Source organism: Streptomonospora halophila, from assembly GCF_039542725.1.
Classification (GTDB): Bacteria; Actinomycetota; Actinomycetes; order Streptosporangiales; family Streptosporangiaceae; genus Streptomonospora; species Streptomonospora halophila.
This window is the reverse complement of record NZ_BAABIK010000034.1, coordinates 1-18295: the sequence shown is the minus strand read 5'-3', so window position 1 is coordinate 18295 and position 18295 is coordinate 1. Positions and strand designations below refer to the sequence as shown.

Sequence of the window (18295 nt, the reverse complement as noted above, 5' to 3'; positions counted from 1 at the left end):
GCCCGCCACGCGCGGCGCCTGAGCCCGCGCGGCCGCCGGGGCAGGTCCGCCGGTGCTCGCCTTCGCCCGTGCGCAGGCCGGTCAGGGAATCCGGTCTCCTCCGGGCCCCTCTGCGGGCATGCCGTCGTGGACCCAGGCGTGCAGGTGGTCGCCGGGGCAGGTGGTGCTGTTGACGTCGCGGTGGCCCTTGGCCGCCAGCCGCCGCCCCGCGCGGTCGCACGCCTCGTCGTAGAGCGCGCGGATGGCGGCCTTCGCGGCGGAGGTGGGGTCGTTCTGGCCGATGTAGCAGATGCCGATCCCGCTGGTGTTGTGGCCGAGGGCGTGGGCACCGGCCACCAGCCATCCGCGCCCTTCGTAGGCGCTGCCGGCGTCGTCGACGAGGAAGTTGTAGCCGATGTCGGACCACCCGCGGCCGTCCATGTGGAAGTCCTGGATGGAGCGGACCGTCTGCATGGCGGGCTCCGCTGAGTGGTGGACGACGACCTCGGTGCGGGCGTCCCACGAGACGCTGCTCCGATCGCGCGGGGCGCGGGCGCCCCACGCGGACCTGGCGATGATGTGGACCTGTGGCATGCGTCGACCCTGGCATTTCGCGGTGGCGGTGTGCAGACGGTCGTTCCCGGTCCCCGGTCTGCGGTCTGCGGCCGCGGGTTCGCGGCCGCAGGCCTGCGTCTCGGCCGCCCGGCCCGCCGCAGTGCCGGCGTCCCGATGCCGCGCTCCCTCGCCGCCCGGCGCAGCGGCCGGGCGGCCGCGCAGGGGTGAGCGCCGCGGGCCCCCGCCCCGGCGCGGCCGCCGGCGCGCGGCGGTCAGACGAAGGCGACCCCGGCGTGCTCCCAGATGAGGACCTCCGCGTCGGCCGGGCGGCGCTGGGGTTCGACCCCCGGCACGCGCCACGTCGAGCAGTCGACGGCGACCGCGGGGAAGTCCCCGCTCGGCGACGGGGAGACCAGCCGCATCCCCTCGAACGCCCGGGACGCCTCGTCGGGAGTGCGCACCCGGCCCCAGTAGGCGCCGGAGGAGTGCACGCGGTCGGTGAAGGACCGAGCGGCCTCCTCGTCGTCGGAGACGATGTGACTGTAGACCAGGCACGAGCCGGGCGCCAGCCGGTCGAAGTAGGCGCGCACGACGCCGAACGGGTCCCTGTCGTCGGGGAGGCAGTGCAGCAGCGACACCAGCATGACGCAGACCGGCTCGGTGAAGTCGATGATGCGTTCGGTGTCGGCGTCGCCGAGCACCCGGTCGACGTCGCACAGGTCGGAGGTGATCACGGTCGTCGACTCGTTCTCGGCGAGCAGCGCCCGGCCGTGGGCCAGGACGATCGGGTCGTTGTCGACGTAGACCACGCCGGCGCCGGGGTGGTGGCGCTGCGCGATCTCGTGGGTGTTCTCCATGGTCGGCAGGCCGGAGCCGAGGTCGATGTACTGGCGCACGCCCGAGCGCGCGACGTGGTCGACGGCGCGCGACAGGTAGTCGCGGTTGGCGCGGGCCATGGCGAAGGTCCCCGGGACCAGGTCCTCGAGTGCGATGGCCGCCTCGCGGTCGATCTCGAAGTTGTCCTTGCCGCCGATACCGGCGTCGTACATCCGCGCGATGGAGGGGCGGGACAGGTCGATCCCCGGGAGAGAAGGCGGGACCGTGTCGGAGGTGGCGAAGTCGCTGTCGTGCATGCGGTGGTCTCCGAGTTCAGGGGCCGAGAGCGGAACGGGCGCTCGCTGACGTCGTCGGGGGTGTGAACCCGGTGCCGTGTGGGGGCGCGGCACCGCCGGGGCGGCCAGTCTATCCGTGATCGCAGCCCCACGAACGGTGATCGGCGGATCGGGACGGCCCGCGGACACGGGGATCGGCGTGGCGGACCCGGCGCTCGGCGGCGGTCCGCGAGGGCCGCGTCCACGCCCCGCCGTCCGGCGGGCCGCCGCTGCTCCTGCTCGCGGGCCGGCCCCGGACGCGCTACGGCGCGGGACCCGTTCGCGCTGCTCGGCGACCAGGCCGCGGACGCGGTCCCGGCTCTGCGGGGTCAGCGCCGCCGACCGGGCGGCCGGCTGCGCGATCAGGCGGCCGCCCGGTACAGCAAGGTCGGCGACGCGCTCGAAAACGACCTCCGGGAACGCCTCCACAGCGCGGGCCGGATCGCCCGGCCAACCGCCGGGCGCCTGCTCGAACCGCTCTCCGCCGGCCCGGCCGGCGCGGGCTTCACCGCTCCCGCGCCCCCCGGGTCCGCCGGGACCGGGATGCCCGCCGGAGGCCGCGCTGAGCGGGCGGTCAGCGGAGGACGAGCCGGACGACCGGGTACTCGCGGTCGGACTTGGCCTGGTACTTGCCGTAGCGGGGCTGGGCCTCGGTGATGCGCTGCCACGCCTGCTCGCGGTCGGCGCCCCTCAGCCGGTGCGGCACCACCGGTACGGCGCCGCGGCCGGGCAGTTCGACCGACGCGCGCTCGGGGTGCGCCATCAGGTTGGCGTGCCAGTCGGGGTGCCGGCTACCGCCGCCCGAGGCGACGACCAGCCAGCCGTCCTCGTCGTCGGCGAACCACGCCAGCGGGGTCTCCCGCGGCTGCTCGCTGCGGCGGCCCACCGTGTTCAGTACGAGCACGTCCATGCCCATGAATGCGCCGCGGCCTCCCCGGACCTTGCGGCTCATCCGGGCGTTCATCTTCTGCTGCACCCACCGCGACACCGGTCCGGGGGTTCCGGGCTTGCGCTCGCTGCGGCTTCCTGCCTGCTGGTTCCGTGCCATGGGACTACCTCCGGTCGGTCCGTCCGCCCCGCGGCGCCTGTACGCCCGCGGGACGGACTCGAACAGTGGGGCGCTACGCGCGGATCGGCTGCTGGATCCGCACCGTGTTGCCCGAGGGGTCGCGAAACGCGGAGTCGCGAACGCCCCAGGGCCGGTCGATGGGCTCTTGCAGGACTTCGGCGCCCGACGCCTGCACCTGCTCGAAAGCCGAGTCGAAGTCGTCGGTGCTGAAGACGAGCATCGGCAGAACGCCGTTGGCGAGCAGTTCCCCCAGGGCGTCGCCGTCGGCCTCGGAGCGGCCGGCGTGCGGTACCGAGAGCACGTATTCGAGGTCCGGCTGAACCGGGCTGCCGAGGGTGACCCAGCGGGACTGGCCGGCCCCCACGTCCTTGTGCAGTTCCAGGCCGAGCGCGTCGCGGTAGAAGCCGAGCGACTCGTCCACATCGGAGACGGTGATCTGGCAGTACTGGAGTGCGATCTTCATGCTGACAACGCTAGACAGGGGCGGTGCGCAGCGCTTCTCGATTCCTGACCGGTCCGGCGCCCGGCCGTCCGGCCGGGACCGAGCGGCCCGCTCACCGCTCGCGCGGCCACCAGATGGCGGGCGGCTCGGTCTCCTCCGGTTCCGGGGGCGTGGGCGAGCGGTGGTAGCGGATCAGCACCGCGGTGCCCCAGACCACGGGCATCGCGCTGTAGACGATCGGCAGCCAGGTGACGGCCTCGACGGTCTCACCGGCGAGCAGCAGACTCAGGGCGGTGGCCGTGTGCAGCAGCACGACGCCCAAGGCCAGGACGACCACGACCCAGACCCAGGCGTACTGCGCGCGGGTGGTGATGGTGTGTCGCCGTCGCGCCGCCATCCGGCCCTCCGCATCTGGGGCGATGCTCCCGGGCTCCGCTGTCAGGGCTTGCGCGCCACTCCGCCGTATTGGTCCATCCCCCGCCGAGTGCCGACTTCGATGGGGTCGGGGCGCCACAGGGGGCACGGGACCACGCCGGGTTCGACCAGCTCAAGACCGTCGAAGCGGGCGGCGATGGCGTCCGGGCTGCGCAGCAGGTAGGGCACGGCGCCCTGCTCGTTGCCGCGCGCGACGGCCTCGTTGTAGGCCGGGCTGGTATCGGTGCCGTCGTAGACCGCCAGGTAGCTGCCGGACGGAAGGGCGTCCACGAGCCGGTGCACGATCGGCAGCACGTCGCCGTCGGGGATGTGCCCCAGGATTCCCATGAGCATGAGCCCGATGGGCCGGTCGAAGTCCAGGGTCGCGGCGGCGCGCTGCAAGATGGTGTCGGGCTCGCGCAGGTCGGCGTCGATGTAGTCGGTGGCGCCCTCCGGGGAGCCGACGAGCAGTGCGCGGGCGTGCGCTAGCACCAGCGGGTCGTTGTCCACGTAGACCACCCGGGACTCCGGCGCGATCCCCTGGGCCACCTCGTGGGTGTTGTTGACGGTGGGCATCCCGGTTCCGATGTCGAGGAACTGGCGGATCCCCGCTTCGCCGGCCAGGTGGGACACGACGCGGACCAGGAACTCGCGGCTGGTGCGCGCGAGGTCCACGATCTCCGGGAAGGAGGCGCGCACCTGGTCGCCCACTTCGCGGTCGATCGGGTAGTGGTCCTTGCCGCCCATCCAGTAGTTCCAGATCCGCGCCGAGTGGGCGACCGTGGTGTCGAGCTGCGCCGGGTTGCCGGACTCGGCGGGGGAGGGCCGGGAGGAGCCGTCTGTCATGGGTACCTGCCTCGGTCGGCGGTCTAGGGCCATCCCATGCGACGGGGCCTTCGACGCGGCCGCGTCCGAAAGCCCGCCCTCGGCTGGGATCCGTCGACTCCGAGAGTAGGCAACTCCGCCGCGCCGCGCACACGCGGGGGCGCACCGGCGATCCGGTCGGCGCGTGCACACCACGCGGGGGCCGACCGCGCCGCGCGCCGCCGGCGGCGTCACTCGCAGCGGGCCCGCGGCGCCGAGCCGATCGCGAACGGCGGCCGGTCACAGCTCGGCCGCGAGTGCGTCCATGTAGGCGGTGAACGCCTCGTAGGCGGGCTCCCGGTAGTCCTCCAGGTCGCCTCCGTCCGAGCCCGGCACGAAGAACTGGATCCTGTGCTCGATCCACGACTGCGGCAGCTCGGCGACGAAGACGAACTCGTACCAGTGCCCCTCTTCGAGGCCGTCGAGCCCTGCCGCAGCGTCCGGCCAGCCTTCCGGAGGCACCGGGAGGAAGTCCGACCGGGCGTCGGTCAGGTAGTCCGCGGCCGGTGGGCCCGTCTCGTACGGTTCGTGCCCGGCCACGCCCAGGGCCGCTTCGTTCGCGAACTGGAGCGCCAGGTCGTCGCGGGCGGCGTGGCCGAACTCCAGCGCGGCCGGCCAGTCGGCCGGCTCGATGTGGCAGCCCGCCCAGAACTCGCCTGACTCGCCTCTGGCGTCGATGTACTCCAGCTCGCCGTCGTGCGGCATCGCCGACTGGTCGATCAGCAGGTCGCAGACCGTGTCGAGTGCGATCGGCGGTGTCGGCTCCACGCCCTGGACGGGCGCCTGGGAGGTCTCCTCCGCGGCCGACGGCGAGGGCCGGGCGTCGCCCGGTTGCGCACCGCCGCATCCGGCCAGGACGAGCAGGCCCACCGCCGCGCCGGCCAACAGCCCCCTCATCCGCCGCTCAGCTCCGTCCCGTGCCCGCCCGGTTCCTACGTTCCGCGCCTCATGGTCCCCCACCGCCCGGGAACCCGCCAGGGATCCGGCCGCCGCGGCGGCGCGAACGAGCCGCGGAACCCCGCGAGCCCTCGTGCGGCGAGCAGGCCCCGGCCCGGCGACGCAGCTCGGGGCCTGCCCCGCTGTCTTCGGCCGCCGCCGGTGCGGGGATCGGCATCGGCGGCGGCCGCGGGCCGCGGCGCCGGCTGGGACGGATGCTCCGCCGACGGTTCAGGTGGCGAAGTGGGCCGCGTAGAGCAGCCCCTCGTAGGCGGTCAGTCCCAGCCCGTACATCGTGGACGGGTTGATGCGCGGATTCGGCTCCGGGGTGGTCCAGACCCGGACGTCGGGTCCCAGCTCGGCGGTCCAGTTGCGCAGCTCGTTGCCCACCCACTGGTTGCCGGAGGCGTACAGCAGCCCGTTGTAGGGCGCGAGCGCGGGGCGGGCCGTGTCGATCGTGCCGGACAGGACCCTGTGCTCCTCCCACGAGCCGTTCGCGGAGTCGTAGGAGGTCCATCGCAGGTCCCGGTACCGGCCGTCCGACGCCTGGCCGGGGGAGTACATCACGTACAGCCGCCCGGCGAAGGGCGCCGCGGCCACCGGATCGTAGCCGGTCCGCCAGAGCCGCTCCCACGCGCTCCACCGGTCGAGCTCGGCGTCGTAGGCGGCCCAGTGGAGGTGGCCGTCGGGCTCGCGGTCGCGCAGGAACACGTACAGCAGTCCGTGGTAGGCGGCCATGGCCGGTGGCTGGTTGCTATGGGGTGCGGTGTCGAGGCGCTGGGGGCGGCTCCACTCGCCGGTCTCGGCGTCGTAGGCGAGCAGGTAGGGCGCCCGGGTAGACGAGACGTAGCCGCAGTACAGCTTGCCGCTGTAGGCCGCCGCGGCCGGTTTGGTGCCGCCCTGGGGACCGAGGGCGACGGGTGCGCTCCACTCCGTCCCGGTGAACGTCGTCCATTGGAGCTTGTCCGTCGGGGAGTTGTAGAGGCAGTGGAGGCCGCCGGCGTAGGCGTCGACGGCGGGGGCGAGGTGTCCGTCGAACGAGGTGTGCCGGTCGTGCAGCCACTCGCCGCTCTCCCAGTCGTAGCGGCTCCAGGCGAGGGTGCGGTTCGTCATCCTCGGCTGCGGAGCGGGTTCGGTGTCGCGCTTGTAGGACAGCCGCCCCGCCACGTAGGTCTCCGCCACGGCCTGGTCGCCGCCCAGGATGGACAGCGCGAACAGCACGTCGGTGATCTCGCGGCTGTCCCTGGTGCGCCGAGCCAGCAGCGGGGTGGCCTTCGGGTCGAGAACGGCGATGTCGGCCTCGTAGCCGGGCTCCAGGGAACCGATCCTGTCGTCCATGCCCAGTGCCGCGGCGCCGCCCCGGGTGGCCAGGTAGAACATTCGCACCGCGTCGAGGGGGTAGTCGCCGAGGGCGGCCACCTTGTACGCCTCGTTCATCGTGCTCAAGGGCGAGAAGCTCGTCCCGCCGCCCACATCGGTGCCCAGGCCCACGGTGATCGGCCGCCGCGGGTTCTTGGCATGGCGGAGCTGGAAGCCTCCGCTGCCCAGGAACAGGTTCGAGGTGGGGCAGTGGGCGATCGCCGCGCCGGTGGCGCTGCAGGTGTCCATCTCGCCGGCCGTCAGGTGGACGCCGTGCGCCAGCACCGCGCGAGCGCCGAGCAGGCCGTAGTGGTGGTAGACGTCGAGGTAGCCCGACCGCTCCGGGAAGAGCCCGCGCACCTGGTAGACCTCGTCGGGGTTCTCCGAGACGTGCGTGTGCATGAGCAGGCCCTCGGAGCTCTTCCACAGCTCCCCGGCGGTCTGGAGCAGGTCCCCGGTGCAGGAAACGGCGAACCGGGGCGTGACGGCGTAGACGCCGCGGGTGCCCGGAGCCTCGTGCCAGCGCTCGATCAGTCGCCGGGACTGCTCGTAGGCCTCCTCCGGGGACCGGTCGAGCAGTTCCTCGGGGGCGTTGCGGTCCATGAGCACCTTTCCGGCCGCGACCCGCATTCCGCGCCGGTTGGTCTCCTCGAACAGCGCGTCGACCGATTCCGGGTGGCTCGTGCAGAAGACGAGGGCGGTGGTGGTGCCGTTCCGCAGCAGCTGGTCGCAGAAGAGGTGTGCGATCTCGGCGGCGTAGGAGCGGTCGGAGAATTTCGCCTCCTCCGGGTACACGTACTTCTGCAGCCACTCGATCAGCTTCTCCCCGAAGGCGCCGATCATCGCGGTCTGGGAGTAGTGCACATGGGTGTCGACGAAACCGGGCGTGATGATCCTGTCGCGGTGGTCGACGGGGGTGACGTTCGGCGGCAGGTGCCGCTTGACGTCCTCGTAGGGCCCGCAGTGCTGGATCCTCCCGTCCGCGCAGATGAGGAGGCCGTCGCTCTCGTAGCGCATAGCGTGCTCGCCGGCGACGAGGAAGGGGTCGTCGCGGAACCACAGCAGTCGGCCCCGCAGCGCGACGGTCGATTCGGGGGCGGTCCTGTCGGGGCTCTCCGGGTTGCCGCAACGGGAGTCGTCGAGTTCGTGGGCGGTATCGGGGATGTCCGAACGGGCCAACTGTCACCTCCACAAGAGTCCGTCGTCCGCAGGGGAGACGGCACGGAGCGGTTCCTGAGGGCGGGATCCTGAGCATCCCGGAACGCGCAATCCAGTTATCCCAAAACAAGGTGGCAAATAATCGGCGCACTGCGATTCGGTCATTGTTTTGGAGGGCTGGAATATGGATATGCGTTCTCCTGGCTGTTTTTCATCTTTTTTGTCGCCGGAGTCGGCATAGCAGGAAAATGATGTTTTGGTGGGTTTGGCGGTAGAATGCGATTCCGGCGTGGGCCGCACCGGCGCCCGGCATTACCGCGGCGGCCGCGGCGGATCCCCGGCGGCATGCCGCGCGCCGCCGGCGGCGTCACTCGGAGCGGGCCCGCGCGAGCGCGGTCAGCCGGTCGGCGAAGCCGCCCGGGGCGCGGGCGTCCTCGCGGGCCGAGGTGGCCACCGGCAGGTCTGCGGGGCGGCGGATGCTGTGGCCGCGGAGGTGCAGGGCGGTGACCAGCGCGTGGTCCTCGGCGTGGGGGAGCGCTCCGAAGCCCCCGGAGTCGACGTAGGCCGAGGCACGAACCCCGAGGTTGGCGCCGTGCACGTGCGGGTGCTCGCGGTCGCTGAAGCTGTAGGCCTCGGCGAACGCCGTCGCCAGGCCGGGCGGGCGCATCGACCAGTCGTCGACGGTGACCGTGCCCGCCACCGCGTCCCATCCGGCGTCGGCGTAGCGGAGGTGCTCGGCCAGCCAGTGGCGGGGGACGGTGCTGTCGGCGTCGGTGGTGGCCAGCCACACGCTGCGGGGCCGCTCCCCGCACGTGCATTCCAGGGCGGCGCGCATGCCGACCGCCCGCGCCGCTCCGACGCGGGAGAGTTCGGCCGTCGCGTCGGTGCACGCGTCGGCGACCACGACCAGGTGGCACCGCTGCGCGGAGAGGCCGCACGCCGCGAGGGACGCGGCGGCCGCACGCACACAGCGTCCGATCGTCGCGGCCTCCTCGTGGGCCGGGACGACCACGGCCGCCGCCCGGATCACCCAAGGCCTTCCCGCTCGGCGGGTGAGGGCGCCCCACCCGGCCCGGCGGTGTAGACGTCGATCAGAAAGTCCGCCTCGATGTGCGCGGCGGCGTGCGCGAGCCTGCCGTGCTCGGCGAGCGCGCGGTGCGCTTCGTCGCCGGAGCGGGCGTGGTCGGGTGCCGGATGCCGCCAGTGCACCGCGACCAGGTCCCCGCCCGGGAGCAGTGAACCTGTGGCCCAGGCGCCGGTCCCCGTCCCCCACCAGCGCGCTGATCAACCCGTGGGTGGCATACCCGCGCACCGGAGCAGAACCGCTTGACGCCGCTCAGCCGCCACCCGGCGGCCCCGGCGTCCGGCTGCGCGTGCACGTCGGGGCCCGGCGGATGGGCCGCCCACACCCCCCACACGCTGCCCGGCTCGGGAACCGGGCCGCCGAGTTCGGCCAACACGGCTACAGCGTCGCAGTGCCCCTCCGCCAGGCGCGCCAGAGCCAGGTCGCGGCGCCCCAGGTCGCGCAGCGCCGCCCAGCGCCGCCACGTGTTCCCGGATCCGGGCAGCGGAAGATCCAGGCGCCCGTCGTCGATCTCGCGCACCAGCCGGTCGGCGACCCCGAGGGGGCGCCCCCGCCCATCGCGCGGCTCGTCGGTATCCGCTCCGGCATGCGAACGCCGCGTCCCCTGCGCCCCGGACCCGGCCATCGCTGCTCCTGCGCTGCCTGCGTGTTCCACCCGGTCACCTCTGCCCCTCGGGTCCGAGGGCAAACGCCGTCGCGTAACCGCTGGTAACAGCGCCACCGCCGGTATCCGCTCGTGCGAGCGGAGCGGTCTCCAGCAGGCGGGCCGTTCGCTCGCAGACGAGGCGGGCGAGCTGGTCGTCACCTGCCAGGGCCGACGGTGCGACCGGACGGGAGTCGCTGAAGAACCCGCCGTTGGGCTCGGGAGCCGTATCGGCAGCGGCCAGCGCCAGCGGAGTCCGCAACCCCCCTCGACGGTGCGGGACCAGGGGCGTCCGTCATCGGGCACCACCTGGACTCGGCCGGCGAGCCACGACCTTTCCGCCTCGAGGAGGCTCAGCGAATAGGAGAACCCCTCGCGCGCCGGCGGCGGGAGGGGAGCCTGCCCCTGCTGCGATTCGCGGACAGCGGTGCTGCGGTCCTCGACCTGCGCGAGCCTAGTGCGCAGCGCCTGGGCGTACTCGTGCTCCGAGAGGAGCGGGAGGTTGGCGACGCCGATCAGAAGCGGGTGCGCTACCGGGCGCGGTTCCTCGATGAGAGCGAGCGCGTTGAGCCTCGCGGCCTCGCATCCGGCAGGGGTGGCCTGGAAGACGCGGCGCGACTTCGCCGCAGAGGGCGCCTCGGGCACCTGGACCAGGCCGCGCCTCTCCAGCTTGGTGAGCACGTAGTAGATCGACGAGAAGCCGATGTCCGTCCACTGCCGGATGCCTCGGCGCTCGATCACCTGCCCCAGGTCGTAGCCGTGCCGAGGACGTTCGACGAGCAGACCCGGGACGGTCAGCTCAGCGCGGGTCAGTTCCACGTCGGTATTCTGGTACTAGAATGTTACGGCGGGAAGCCCCTACCGCGGGTGGCCCGGCCGACATCGAGCAGTTGTTCAGCCATGGTGGCTGCGAGTGCGGAGGGCCGTGTGTCTCAGCGGCGGCCGTGCTTCGACGGCCCGCTGGATGACGACGTTCCGCTGTGCCGGCCGCCCGCGGCGCCGCTGGGCCCACGTTCCTTCTTGGGCACGTCGCGCATCTCGACGAAGGGCTCCTCGCCCTCGGGCCGCCCTGCCGCAAGTGCCCTGCCGCGTTCGATCTCGGCGTTGAACTCCTCGCCGAGCAGGATCGCGATGTTGGTGATCCACAGCCATACGAGGAAGATGACCACCGCCGCCATGCTGCCGTAGGTGTTGCTGTAGGAGGCGAAGTTCGCGACGTAGAACGCGAACGCGCCCGAGGCCAGCAGCCAGATCACGACGGCCAGCACACTGCCCCCACTGACCCAGCGGAACCCCCGCTTGGCGTTCGGGGAGGCCCAGTAGAGCAGGGCGATCATGAATACGACGACAAGGAGCAGCACCGGCCACTTCGCGATGCGCCATGCCAAGACGGCGACGGGCCCCAGGCCCAGCAGCCGCCCGGCCTGCTCGGCGAGGCCGCCGGTGACGACGACCGCCACCGCAGCCGCGGTCAGCAGGATCACCATGAGCAGCGTGACCCCGACCCGGATCGGCAGGGTCTTGTAGATGGGGCGCCCCTCGGGGACGTCGTAGACGACGTTGGAGGCGCGCATGAAGGCCGCGATGTATCCGGAGGCGGACCACAGCGCGACGGCCAGGCCGATCAACCCGAATATCCCGGCCGAGGCCCGGTTGCGCTGCATGTTCTCGATGATCGTGGTGAGGAAGCCGGCCACATCGGCGGGTGCCGCGGAGAGGCCGTCGGTCAGCGCTTGCGTCGCCGACTGCCCGGCGAACCCCAGGAGCGAGACCAGGACCAGGATCGCGGGAAAGATCGACAGGAGCCCGTAGTAGGTCAGCGCGGCGGCGAGATCGGTCAGGTTGTCTCTGCGGAACTCGCCGAAGGTGCGCCGCAGAGCCCCGATCCACGAGCGCTTGGGCAGTTCGGTCGGCGCCGACGCCTCCGGGCTCGCGGGCGCGTCCTGGGAATTCCGGTGGTGGCTTCCGGCCATCGTCGGTCCCCCTATCCGGTTTGCGTGGGCGGCCCCACCGCCCCCTACGACGCTGCCGCAGCCCGCCCGACCCGGCGCGGCCGGTCCTCGCCGGAACGCGGACCGCTACGGCGGGGCGGGCGCTTGCGGCACTCGCCGTCCAGCGCTTCGGCCTAGGCGGCGGCTCTGCGAGGCGGTCCTCCCCGTCCCGACGAGGTCGGCGGGACCGTCCCGCGCGCGGGCACGCCTCGGCGCGGCTTCGCCGACCCGGATTCCGCTACCCCGAGACTGCATCGGCAACCGTCTGTAAGCGGAGGTCGGGAGGCGGACGGAGAGGCTGCCGAACGGCCCGAGGCCTCTGCCGGGATGCGGGGATTACGGGTGCGTCGGCGGGTTGCCTGTGATCACCCGGGTGCCGGAGGCGCGATCCTGCAGGCTGCGGAAGGTGCGCTCGTCGTTGTACGCCATGACGATGCTGACGACGTGGCCGATCATGCAGGTCAGGTAGAGCGCGACGAAGACCCCTTCGCGGCTGGCCGCCTGCTTCCCGGAGGGGGCCTCGCCTGTGGCGCGGGAGACGACGCGGATGCCGACGATCCGCTTGCCCAGGCTCTGGCCGCGGCGGGCGGTGGGCAGCCAGCGTTAGAGGAAAACGCCGCCGAACGCCACCAGGATCCCCGCGCCGAACGCGACGGCCTTCAGCTGAGCTGCTCGGCCAGTCCGACGATGATGCCCTCGGGGCCGCGGACGTAGCAGAGCCGATAGCTGTCCTCGAACCGCTCCAGCTCGCCCACGAGTTCGGCGCCGTGGGCGCGCAGGCGGGCGATCACATCCTCGATGTCGTCGACCGCGAACATGATGCGGCGGATGCCCAGCGTGTTCGCCGGCGCGTCCTTCGGCTCGGGGCTGATGGCCTGCGGCCGGTGGAACTTCGCCAGCTCTACCCGTCCGTGGCCGTCCGGGGTCCGCAGCATGGCGATGTCCTGCCGGACGTCTTCGAGCCCGATGACGCGTTCCGCCCAGCGCCCTTCGAGCGGCACCTTGCCTTCCAACTCCATGCCCAGTTCGACGAAGAACGCAACAACGGCTTCAAGATCGTCGACCACGATGAGTACGTTGTCCATCCGCTGGATCGCCACGCTGGACCTCCTTCGCTCGGTGCGGCCACGGTGGCCGCATCCACCTCTGAGACGGAGCCGATAAGCCGTTCTCCACATCCCGGGCCGCATGGCTGCTCCGAGGATTCCCATGCTGTTAGGACCATCGAGTCTCAGCGAGCAGCCCGCCGCACAGCTCGGACTTCGAAGGCATGTCCCGGTGTCCGCGTCGCGGCCCCGGCGCCGGGCCATATAAGTCGTCCGGGGGGTTGGGGCCGTGCGTCCGCAGGACCATTTCGGCAAGCGGGTCCGCAGATACTCGCCGGGCCGCCCGGATCCACCGCGCTGCGCGCGCCTGCGCCGGTCCGGTGAGGAGAGTCCCGCGCACGTTCCCGGGGGCACTGCCGCAGGCCGCATATCCGTGTACCGGGTCCTCGGCCACGACTCTTGCCGCTGCGCAGAGTTCCATCACATCGGCCGCAACACTCCTCGGAAGGGGCTCTGGATCCCTCGCGCGCTGTACGGCGCCGGGCCCCACCCGTCGGAGCCGCCCGATGACCAAGGGATTTTTGGCGGTGCCGACTGCGCACGCTGCGTGCAGACTCGGCACTCAGAACTTCAGCACACATTCAGCACAGCGGTAGCCCACCGGCTCCGCCGCATACAGCCGTACACAACAACGAAGACCCCGAGCCGGATTTCCCTGCTCAGGGCCTTCGTTCAGGTCTGTGACCTGCGGCGCGCTCGGGAGGATTCGAACCCCCAACCTTCTGATCCGTAGGGGGATCCCTTATCCAAATGTTTTCGCTGGTCAGAGCGTATCTGAGTTTGGGGTTCCTCGGTTCTTCAGCACGTATTCGACACAGCCACCAGAAGCCCTCTCGCAGCAACCTGCGGATTGACTGCGCTGCGTCATCATTGCGCTTTCCCTCGCAGGGCGACCAAGGATGAACGGCATTCGATGCCCGTGAATATCGGGCTCACAGCTCGTACCCTGACAGCTCCGCAGCTCAGGGCAGCTCCGTCAGAGGCTAGACGAGTAGGCGTCCATGGCCATCCGTAGCGGCACACGCGGTCGGAGGAGAGCCCGGCTGCGGGCCGCCGTCGCCGAATGCATAGGGAATCGCCGTCCATGAAGAGCCTTCGCAACTCCACCCCGTTGCAGCAGTGCGCAGGTGCGGACTCGGCAGTGCAACCTCCCGATCCGAGCAGCCAGGAAGCATCACCCCCGCCGGTCCCGTTTGCCCGCCGGTATTGCCGAGTGCCATCGCGGCGCCGAGACGGGAATGGTGGTGATGCGGCATGAGGTCGCCGCGTTGGCCCCACTGGATCACGATCACCGCCGTTGTCGTGCTGGCGCTCAACGCCGCGACGGTGTCCTTCGCCCACATGTTCGAGTTGGCGCTGCGCCACGGGGAGCCGACGTGGCGAGCGGCGCAGTTCCCGATCTCCGTGGACGGGATGATCATCGCGTCCTCCATGGCGCTGCTCAACGACGCCCGCCAAGGACGCCGCGGCGGAGTGTTGCCGTGGACGCTGCTGATCATCGGCAGTGCGGCCTCCCTCGCCGCCAACATCGCGGTGGCCGATCCCACGATGTGGTCGCGGGTGATCCACGCGTGGCCCTCGGCCGCGCTGATCGGTTCCTACGAACTGCTGATGCGGCAATTCCGCGCGGATACACGGGCTCAGCACCATACGGACCCCGCCATGTCCGCAGCAGACCAGGGACTCGGAAGTGCAACGGCCGCGGAGCAGCAGACGTCTGCGACGGCAACGCCGCATGACGGCGCACAGGAGGCGAAGGCTCGGCACCTGCAGGTAGTGGAGACCGAGCCCGGCTCGAACCCGGGCGAGTTCGGTGATATCGCGAGGGCCGACCGGGGCCCGCCGCTGATCCAGCACCAGGCGTGGACCTGGGCATTGAGGCATCGCCGGACCGACGGAACGCTGCCGACCGGCAAGGAGATCGCCGCAGCGTTCGGCCGTCGAGAACGATGGGGGCGGATGGTCAAGCAGTTCGGTGAAGCGGGCGGCCTGGGCAATGAGCATGTAGCGGCGGAGCATGTCGGCGAGCCCAGCCTCTCGTCCGCGGGTGCCGGCCCGTGACGGCATCGGTCCGAGTCGGCCCCCTCTCCACCATCTCAGTAGGGCAAGTGACCCGAGGAATCCCATGCGGACCGATCGACGATCGATGCGTCCGCGCTGCGGTATCCGTTAGCCGGTGTGGGGTACGCGGTCTTGGGCAGCACCGCCCGAAAATGCGAGATCGGATCGTGGCCTCAAGTGACGTCCCAGGCGACCCAGGAGACCACCCAGTCCCGTTCTCGCTGAGGCAGCGGCTCACCCTTAAAGGCCGCGTCCATGGCATCGGCGGCCTCACGCATGTATTGCTCGGCTCGCTGGTCGTGGATCGCCTGGCACTCAACGTAGAGAACACCGTTAGACGGGTGCGTTCGAACTTGATGACCTGTTCACTTGCGGACCAGGGTCCGGACCGCTTTTCGGAGGGCATCTTGTTGGTCGCCGGGCAAAGCGTGAATCTCGACAAAACCTCGCTGGTCCACGACCACGTCAGCCGCAACCTGTGCCACGAGGGTCAGGCGGGAGTCGGGGGCGGGCTTGGGGAAGTGCCGGTCGATGAGAGCGAGACAGCGGCGGCATGTCGGAGCGAAGGCAACCTCGCCGTGTCGGCCGATGGCACCACCGTCACCACCAACCATGATCGCCCACTGGCGTCCGCAATGGGTGGTCTGTGACCATCGCGGCTCAAGCAAGGCCTCACGGTCGTACGGCTACCGTGTTGGCGCGATGGTCGCTGTCGAAGTAGAAGTCCCACACGGCCTCCCGGCCAATGTCCGGTTCTTGCGCTGCGGCGGTCAGGTGGACCGCAACGCCGCCGCTGGTTGTTGTGAGCAGCATCACCATCCCGTTGATGTCGATGACATTGGGGCCGTATCGCTCGAAGGACATGGGATCACTCTCGCTCGTTGCGGGACTTCTGCCAGTCTCGCCCCCGTGACCACCAGATCTCGGTCTTCATCCGGGATTGACCGAGTCGGTGCCCGGAACTGCGCAGACGTAGCCGTGCGGGGCCGCGAATTTCAGGGCTTGTTCGCCCACTGCAAGAAGCGTGCAAGACGACCAGGCTTTCGAGTCTCTCCCATCACCATGTCTTTCTCGTTCCGGAAGTAGTTGATCACCGGACCCGGGTGATGAAAGAACTGATCTCTCTCGTGGTCCGGGATCCCGTCGGCAACCCACTCGTACCTGATTCCAATGGGGCCAATGTAAGCGGCCATGACACAGGACGTAAACCTCGTCATGTCGCGGGATACCGAGGGTACTGTTGGGCTGATCGACATACCTTGACCATAGGATTTATTGACGGAGTCAGTGGAAATGATCACCATATGAGCATCGGACATGTCCTCTGCGCCGTCCATGAAATCGCGCAGCGACTGCGGCACGGGGAAGCGGTCCCTGACCATTCGGCACCCGAAGTGCTTGGCATGGTATCGGGCCAGATCTAAGGACTTCTTCCGCCATCGGGTGCCGTACACCTCTCCCAGGTCAATTCCAGGCATGATTCGCAGTAGGTGCGTCTCGACGTACTGCGCATAGGTGTCGTAGGCGTTATCGAAAGGCTGGGAAGCGTCATTGTTGCACGGTGCGCACATCGACTTGGGGAACTTGATCACATCGTAGCGGTCCCGTTTGAGTCCGCTCTTTCCCCGGATTTCGCGCCGTTGTTCTCCGTCTCCCCAAACCAGTGCCTGGCCATCGCCCATCAGGCGGGCCAGGTTGGTGCGTTTGAACTTGTGTTCTCCGGTGGTGGCCGACCGTGTCTGGCACCACCAGCACATCGTGCTCTCGGGGGTCAGGAGATGGGCGTAATCTGCCGGGTCGGCGAATTCGATTCCTTCGAAGTCGTCGCCAAATGTAGTCATGGCTGCCTCGGTTATGTCGTCCCGGTCGGCGTTGTAGGCCGTTAGGCCGACAGAGAACAGGTCCTGGTCGGTTGCCATGCCCAAAGCTGTGTGCCACACGGCGTCGGGCAAGGGGCTCTGGGGGGTGAGGTAGTCGAAGGCCCTCCATCGGTGGCCGTCGTGGTCGACGGGCACCAGCAATCCAGCCAGCCCGCTTCGCTGACGGGTGGCCCATGCCCAGGCCTGATCGGCTTCCTCCGGCAGGGGCGGCGGGTCGGGTAGGTAGGCGCCGTGGGCGGCATGAAGCTGCTCTCGGGTCAGTCCGCTCGACAGCCCGGCCGCGGCCAGGCCCACGGCAGCGGCAACCAACGCGTAGCCACGGGGGTGGCCGCTGTCGGGGCCGCTAAGCCAGATCGGCTCCAGCAAGGGGCCCGCCGCCAACTGCTCGGCCACCCCGAACCGCTCATCAGCTGCGGCTCGGATCAGACGCTCATCGCCACTGATACGCGCATGCTCGCGCTCCTGCGGGTTCCACCGGCGTTCGACCACGACGGCCGGGGTCTTGAGCACCGCATACCCGAACCCCTCCGAGGAAGAGGCTTGATCGGTGGTGCTCGGGCGCAGGGCCTCCAGTTGGTCCCGTCGTATGGTGGAGGCCACCACCGCCCCGGCCCCGCCGAGTTCGGCGACCAGTGCCGGAGTCAGCCCCGAGGCGCCCAAGTGGCGGTCCAAGTCGTCCAACCAAACCACCCAGCCCCGCGGTGCCTGCGCGGCCCTCTCCTGGAGCCAGGCGGGCAGGGGCCGCAGGTCGGCGTCCTCGGGCGGGGCCACCAGCATCCGGTCGGGCACTGTGCGGTCCAGCGCGGCGACCAGCGCGCGGGTTTTGCCCGCGGTCGAGGCCCCGGCCACCAGCACCAGCCCGCCACGCTGCGCCTCCGCGATTGCGGCCAGGCGCCGGTCGAGTTCGCCGTCCACATCCCTGACCACGTAGGGAGGCAGCCCTGCACCCTTGGAGCCGGGGAGAGCGTTGTGGGCGCCCAGTTCGCGCGCATCGCACTGGTGGACGGGCAGGGCCGTGCCCACCCACCCGGGCACCGGCATAGTAGGCAGGGAGTGCACGGTGACCGACCCGTGGATGACGCCGGCCTGGATCGAGGCCCCGTGGATGCCGCTCATCCGGTTGTCGACCATCGGGGTCACCGCCACCGGAATCGAGGAGGTGCGACGTGGCCGGGTCGCACCAGGGATGCGCCCAGAACCGCCAGCAAGGTCGCCGAAGAGACTGTGCGTATCCACGCCCGTGTTCGTCGCATACGACGATTCTGCCGTCCTCACAGCGGTCGCGGCCATGCCTTCCGGGATCGAAGGGCGAGACGCGGTAGGTGGCGAAGCGGGTGTTGATCTGGGAGAACCCGATGCGGGGCGCGCGTTCGGAGGGCCAAAGGGCCGGTGAGTCGGTGTACCGGTACGCGAGGCCAGGATCGACATTGGAGATGTGTCCGGAGGAGTAGTCGGTTTCCGCGGCATGCAAGCAAAGGGAGCGTTTAACTTTCAACTAACCCGCGGGCCTGGACATTCTCTCTGTACTGACATCGGTGGCGGGGGCAGTGAGCCTTTGCCAACCTGGTGTTCGGGCTGCTCGGAGGGTGTACGGCGTGGCGTG

Annotated in this window: 17 protein-coding genes and 1 pseudogene; 2 read left to right on the top strand and 16 right to left on the bottom strand. The window is 70.5% G+C overall.

Annotated elements, in window-relative coordinates; translation table 11 throughout:
- Nucleotides 1-81 precede the first annotated feature (81 nt).
- From ABEA15_RS22250 to ABEA15_RS22185, 14 genes and pseudogenes are all read right to left on the bottom strand, one after another.
- On the bottom strand, nt 82-573 hold the full coding sequence (locus tag ABEA15_RS22250; protein ID WP_344141325.1) for an N-acetylmuramoyl-L-alanine amidase: 492 nt from the start codon (nt 571-573) through the stop codon (nt 82-84).
- Between the two features lie 233 nt (nt 574-806).
- Nucleotides 807-1667, bottom strand: a complete 861-nt coding sequence (locus ABEA15_RS22245; protein ID WP_345558795.1) for an SAM-dependent methyltransferase — start codon at nt 1665-1667, stop codon at nt 807-809.
- Between the two features lie 592 nt (nt 1668-2259).
- The gene (locus tag ABEA15_RS22240; RefSeq protein ID WP_345558794.1) at nt 2260-2733 is read right to left on the bottom strand and encodes a nitroreductase family deazaflavin-dependent oxidoreductase; all 474 of its coding nucleotides are present in this window, start codon (nt 2731-2733) and stop codon (nt 2260-2262) included.
- Between the two features lie 73 nt (nt 2734-2806).
- Nucleotides 2807-3217 carry a VOC family protein gene (locus ABEA15_RS22235; protein ID WP_345558793.1) on the bottom strand — a complete coding sequence of 137 codons (411 nt, stop codon included), beginning with the start codon at nt 3215-3217 and terminating at the stop codon, nt 2807-2809.
- Nucleotides 3218-3308: 91 nt separating this feature from the next.
- Nucleotides 3309-3593, bottom strand: coding sequence for a hypothetical protein (locus ABEA15_RS22230; protein WP_345558792.1), 285 nt, complete (start codon nt 3591-3593; stop codon nt 3309-3311).
- Between the two features lie 41 nt (nt 3594-3634).
- Nucleotides 3635-4456 carry an SAM-dependent methyltransferase gene (locus ABEA15_RS22225; protein WP_345558790.1) on the bottom strand — a complete coding sequence of 274 codons (822 nt, stop codon included), beginning with the start codon at nt 4454-4456 and terminating at the stop codon, nt 3635-3637.
- Nucleotides 4457-4714: 258 nt separating this feature from the next.
- On the bottom strand, nt 4715-5371 hold the full coding sequence (locus ABEA15_RS22220; RefSeq protein ID WP_345558788.1) for a hypothetical protein: 657 nt from the start codon (nt 5369-5371) through the stop codon (nt 4715-4717).
- Between the two features lie 270 nt (nt 5372-5641).
- Nucleotides 5642-7948 carry a guanine deaminase gene (guaD, locus tag ABEA15_RS22215; protein WP_345558786.1) on the bottom strand — a complete coding sequence of 769 codons (2307 nt, stop codon included), beginning with the start codon at nt 7946-7948 and terminating at the stop codon, nt 5642-5644.
- 346 nt (nt 7949-8294) lie between these two features.
- Nucleotides 8295-8957 (bottom strand): glycosyltransferase family 2 protein, encoded by a 663-nt coding sequence (locus tag ABEA15_RS22210; protein WP_345558784.1) that lies wholly within the window; start codon nt 8955-8957, stop codon nt 8295-8297.
- A complete protein-coding gene (locus tag ABEA15_RS22205) occupies nt 8954-9136 on the bottom strand; it encodes a hypothetical protein (protein WP_345558828.1) in 183 nt (60 codons plus the stop codon). The genes ABEA15_RS22210 and ABEA15_RS22205 overlap by 4 nt, the downstream gene beginning before the upstream one ends.
- 1106 nt (nt 9137-10242) lie before the next feature.
- Nucleotides 10243-10473 (bottom strand): annotated as a pseudogene (locus tag ABEA15_RS22200) (PadR family transcriptional regulator); the annotation flags it as partial.
- 113 nt (nt 10474-10586) lie between these two features.
- Nucleotides 10587-11627, bottom strand: coding sequence for a YihY/virulence factor BrkB family protein (locus ABEA15_RS22195; RefSeq protein ID WP_345558782.1), 1041 nt, complete (start codon nt 11625-11627; stop codon nt 10587-10589).
- Nucleotides 11628-11981: 354 nt separating this feature from the next.
- Complete coding sequence (locus ABEA15_RS22190) at nt 11982-12242, bottom strand: RDD family protein (protein WP_345558824.1); 261 nt, start codon at nt 12240-12242, stop codon at nt 11982-11984.
- Between the two features lie 62 nt (nt 12243-12304).
- Nucleotides 12305-12730, bottom strand: coding sequence for a VOC family protein (locus ABEA15_RS22185; protein ID WP_344141493.1), 426 nt, complete (start codon nt 12728-12730; stop codon nt 12305-12307).
- A gap of 1323 nt (nt 12731-14053) precedes the next feature.
- Here ABEA15_RS22185 and ABEA15_RS22180 point away from each other — a divergent pair.
- Nucleotides 14054-14812, top strand: coding sequence for a DUF2637 domain-containing protein (locus ABEA15_RS22180; RefSeq protein WP_425579435.1), 759 nt, complete (start codon nt 14054-14056; stop codon nt 14810-14812).
- Between the two features lie 167 nt (nt 14813-14979).
- Complete coding sequence (locus ABEA15_RS22175) at nt 14980-15462, top strand: hypothetical protein (RefSeq protein WP_345558778.1); 483 nt, start codon at nt 14980-14982, stop codon at nt 15460-15462.
- A 22-nt stretch (nt 15463-15484) separates the two neighbouring features.
- On the opposite strand, the gene ABEA15_RS22170 is transcribed toward ABEA15_RS22175, so the two are convergent.
- Entirely contained in the window at nt 15485-15676 is a 192-nt protein-coding gene (locus tag ABEA15_RS22170; RefSeq protein WP_345558776.1) for a hypothetical protein, read from the bottom strand.
- Nucleotides 15677-15807: 131 nt separating this feature from the next.
- Nucleotides 15808-17928 (bottom strand): hypothetical protein, encoded by a 2121-nt coding sequence (locus ABEA15_RS22165; protein ID WP_345558774.1) that lies wholly within the window; start codon nt 17926-17928, stop codon nt 15808-15810.
- Between the last annotated feature and the right edge of the window lie 367 nt (nt 17929-18295).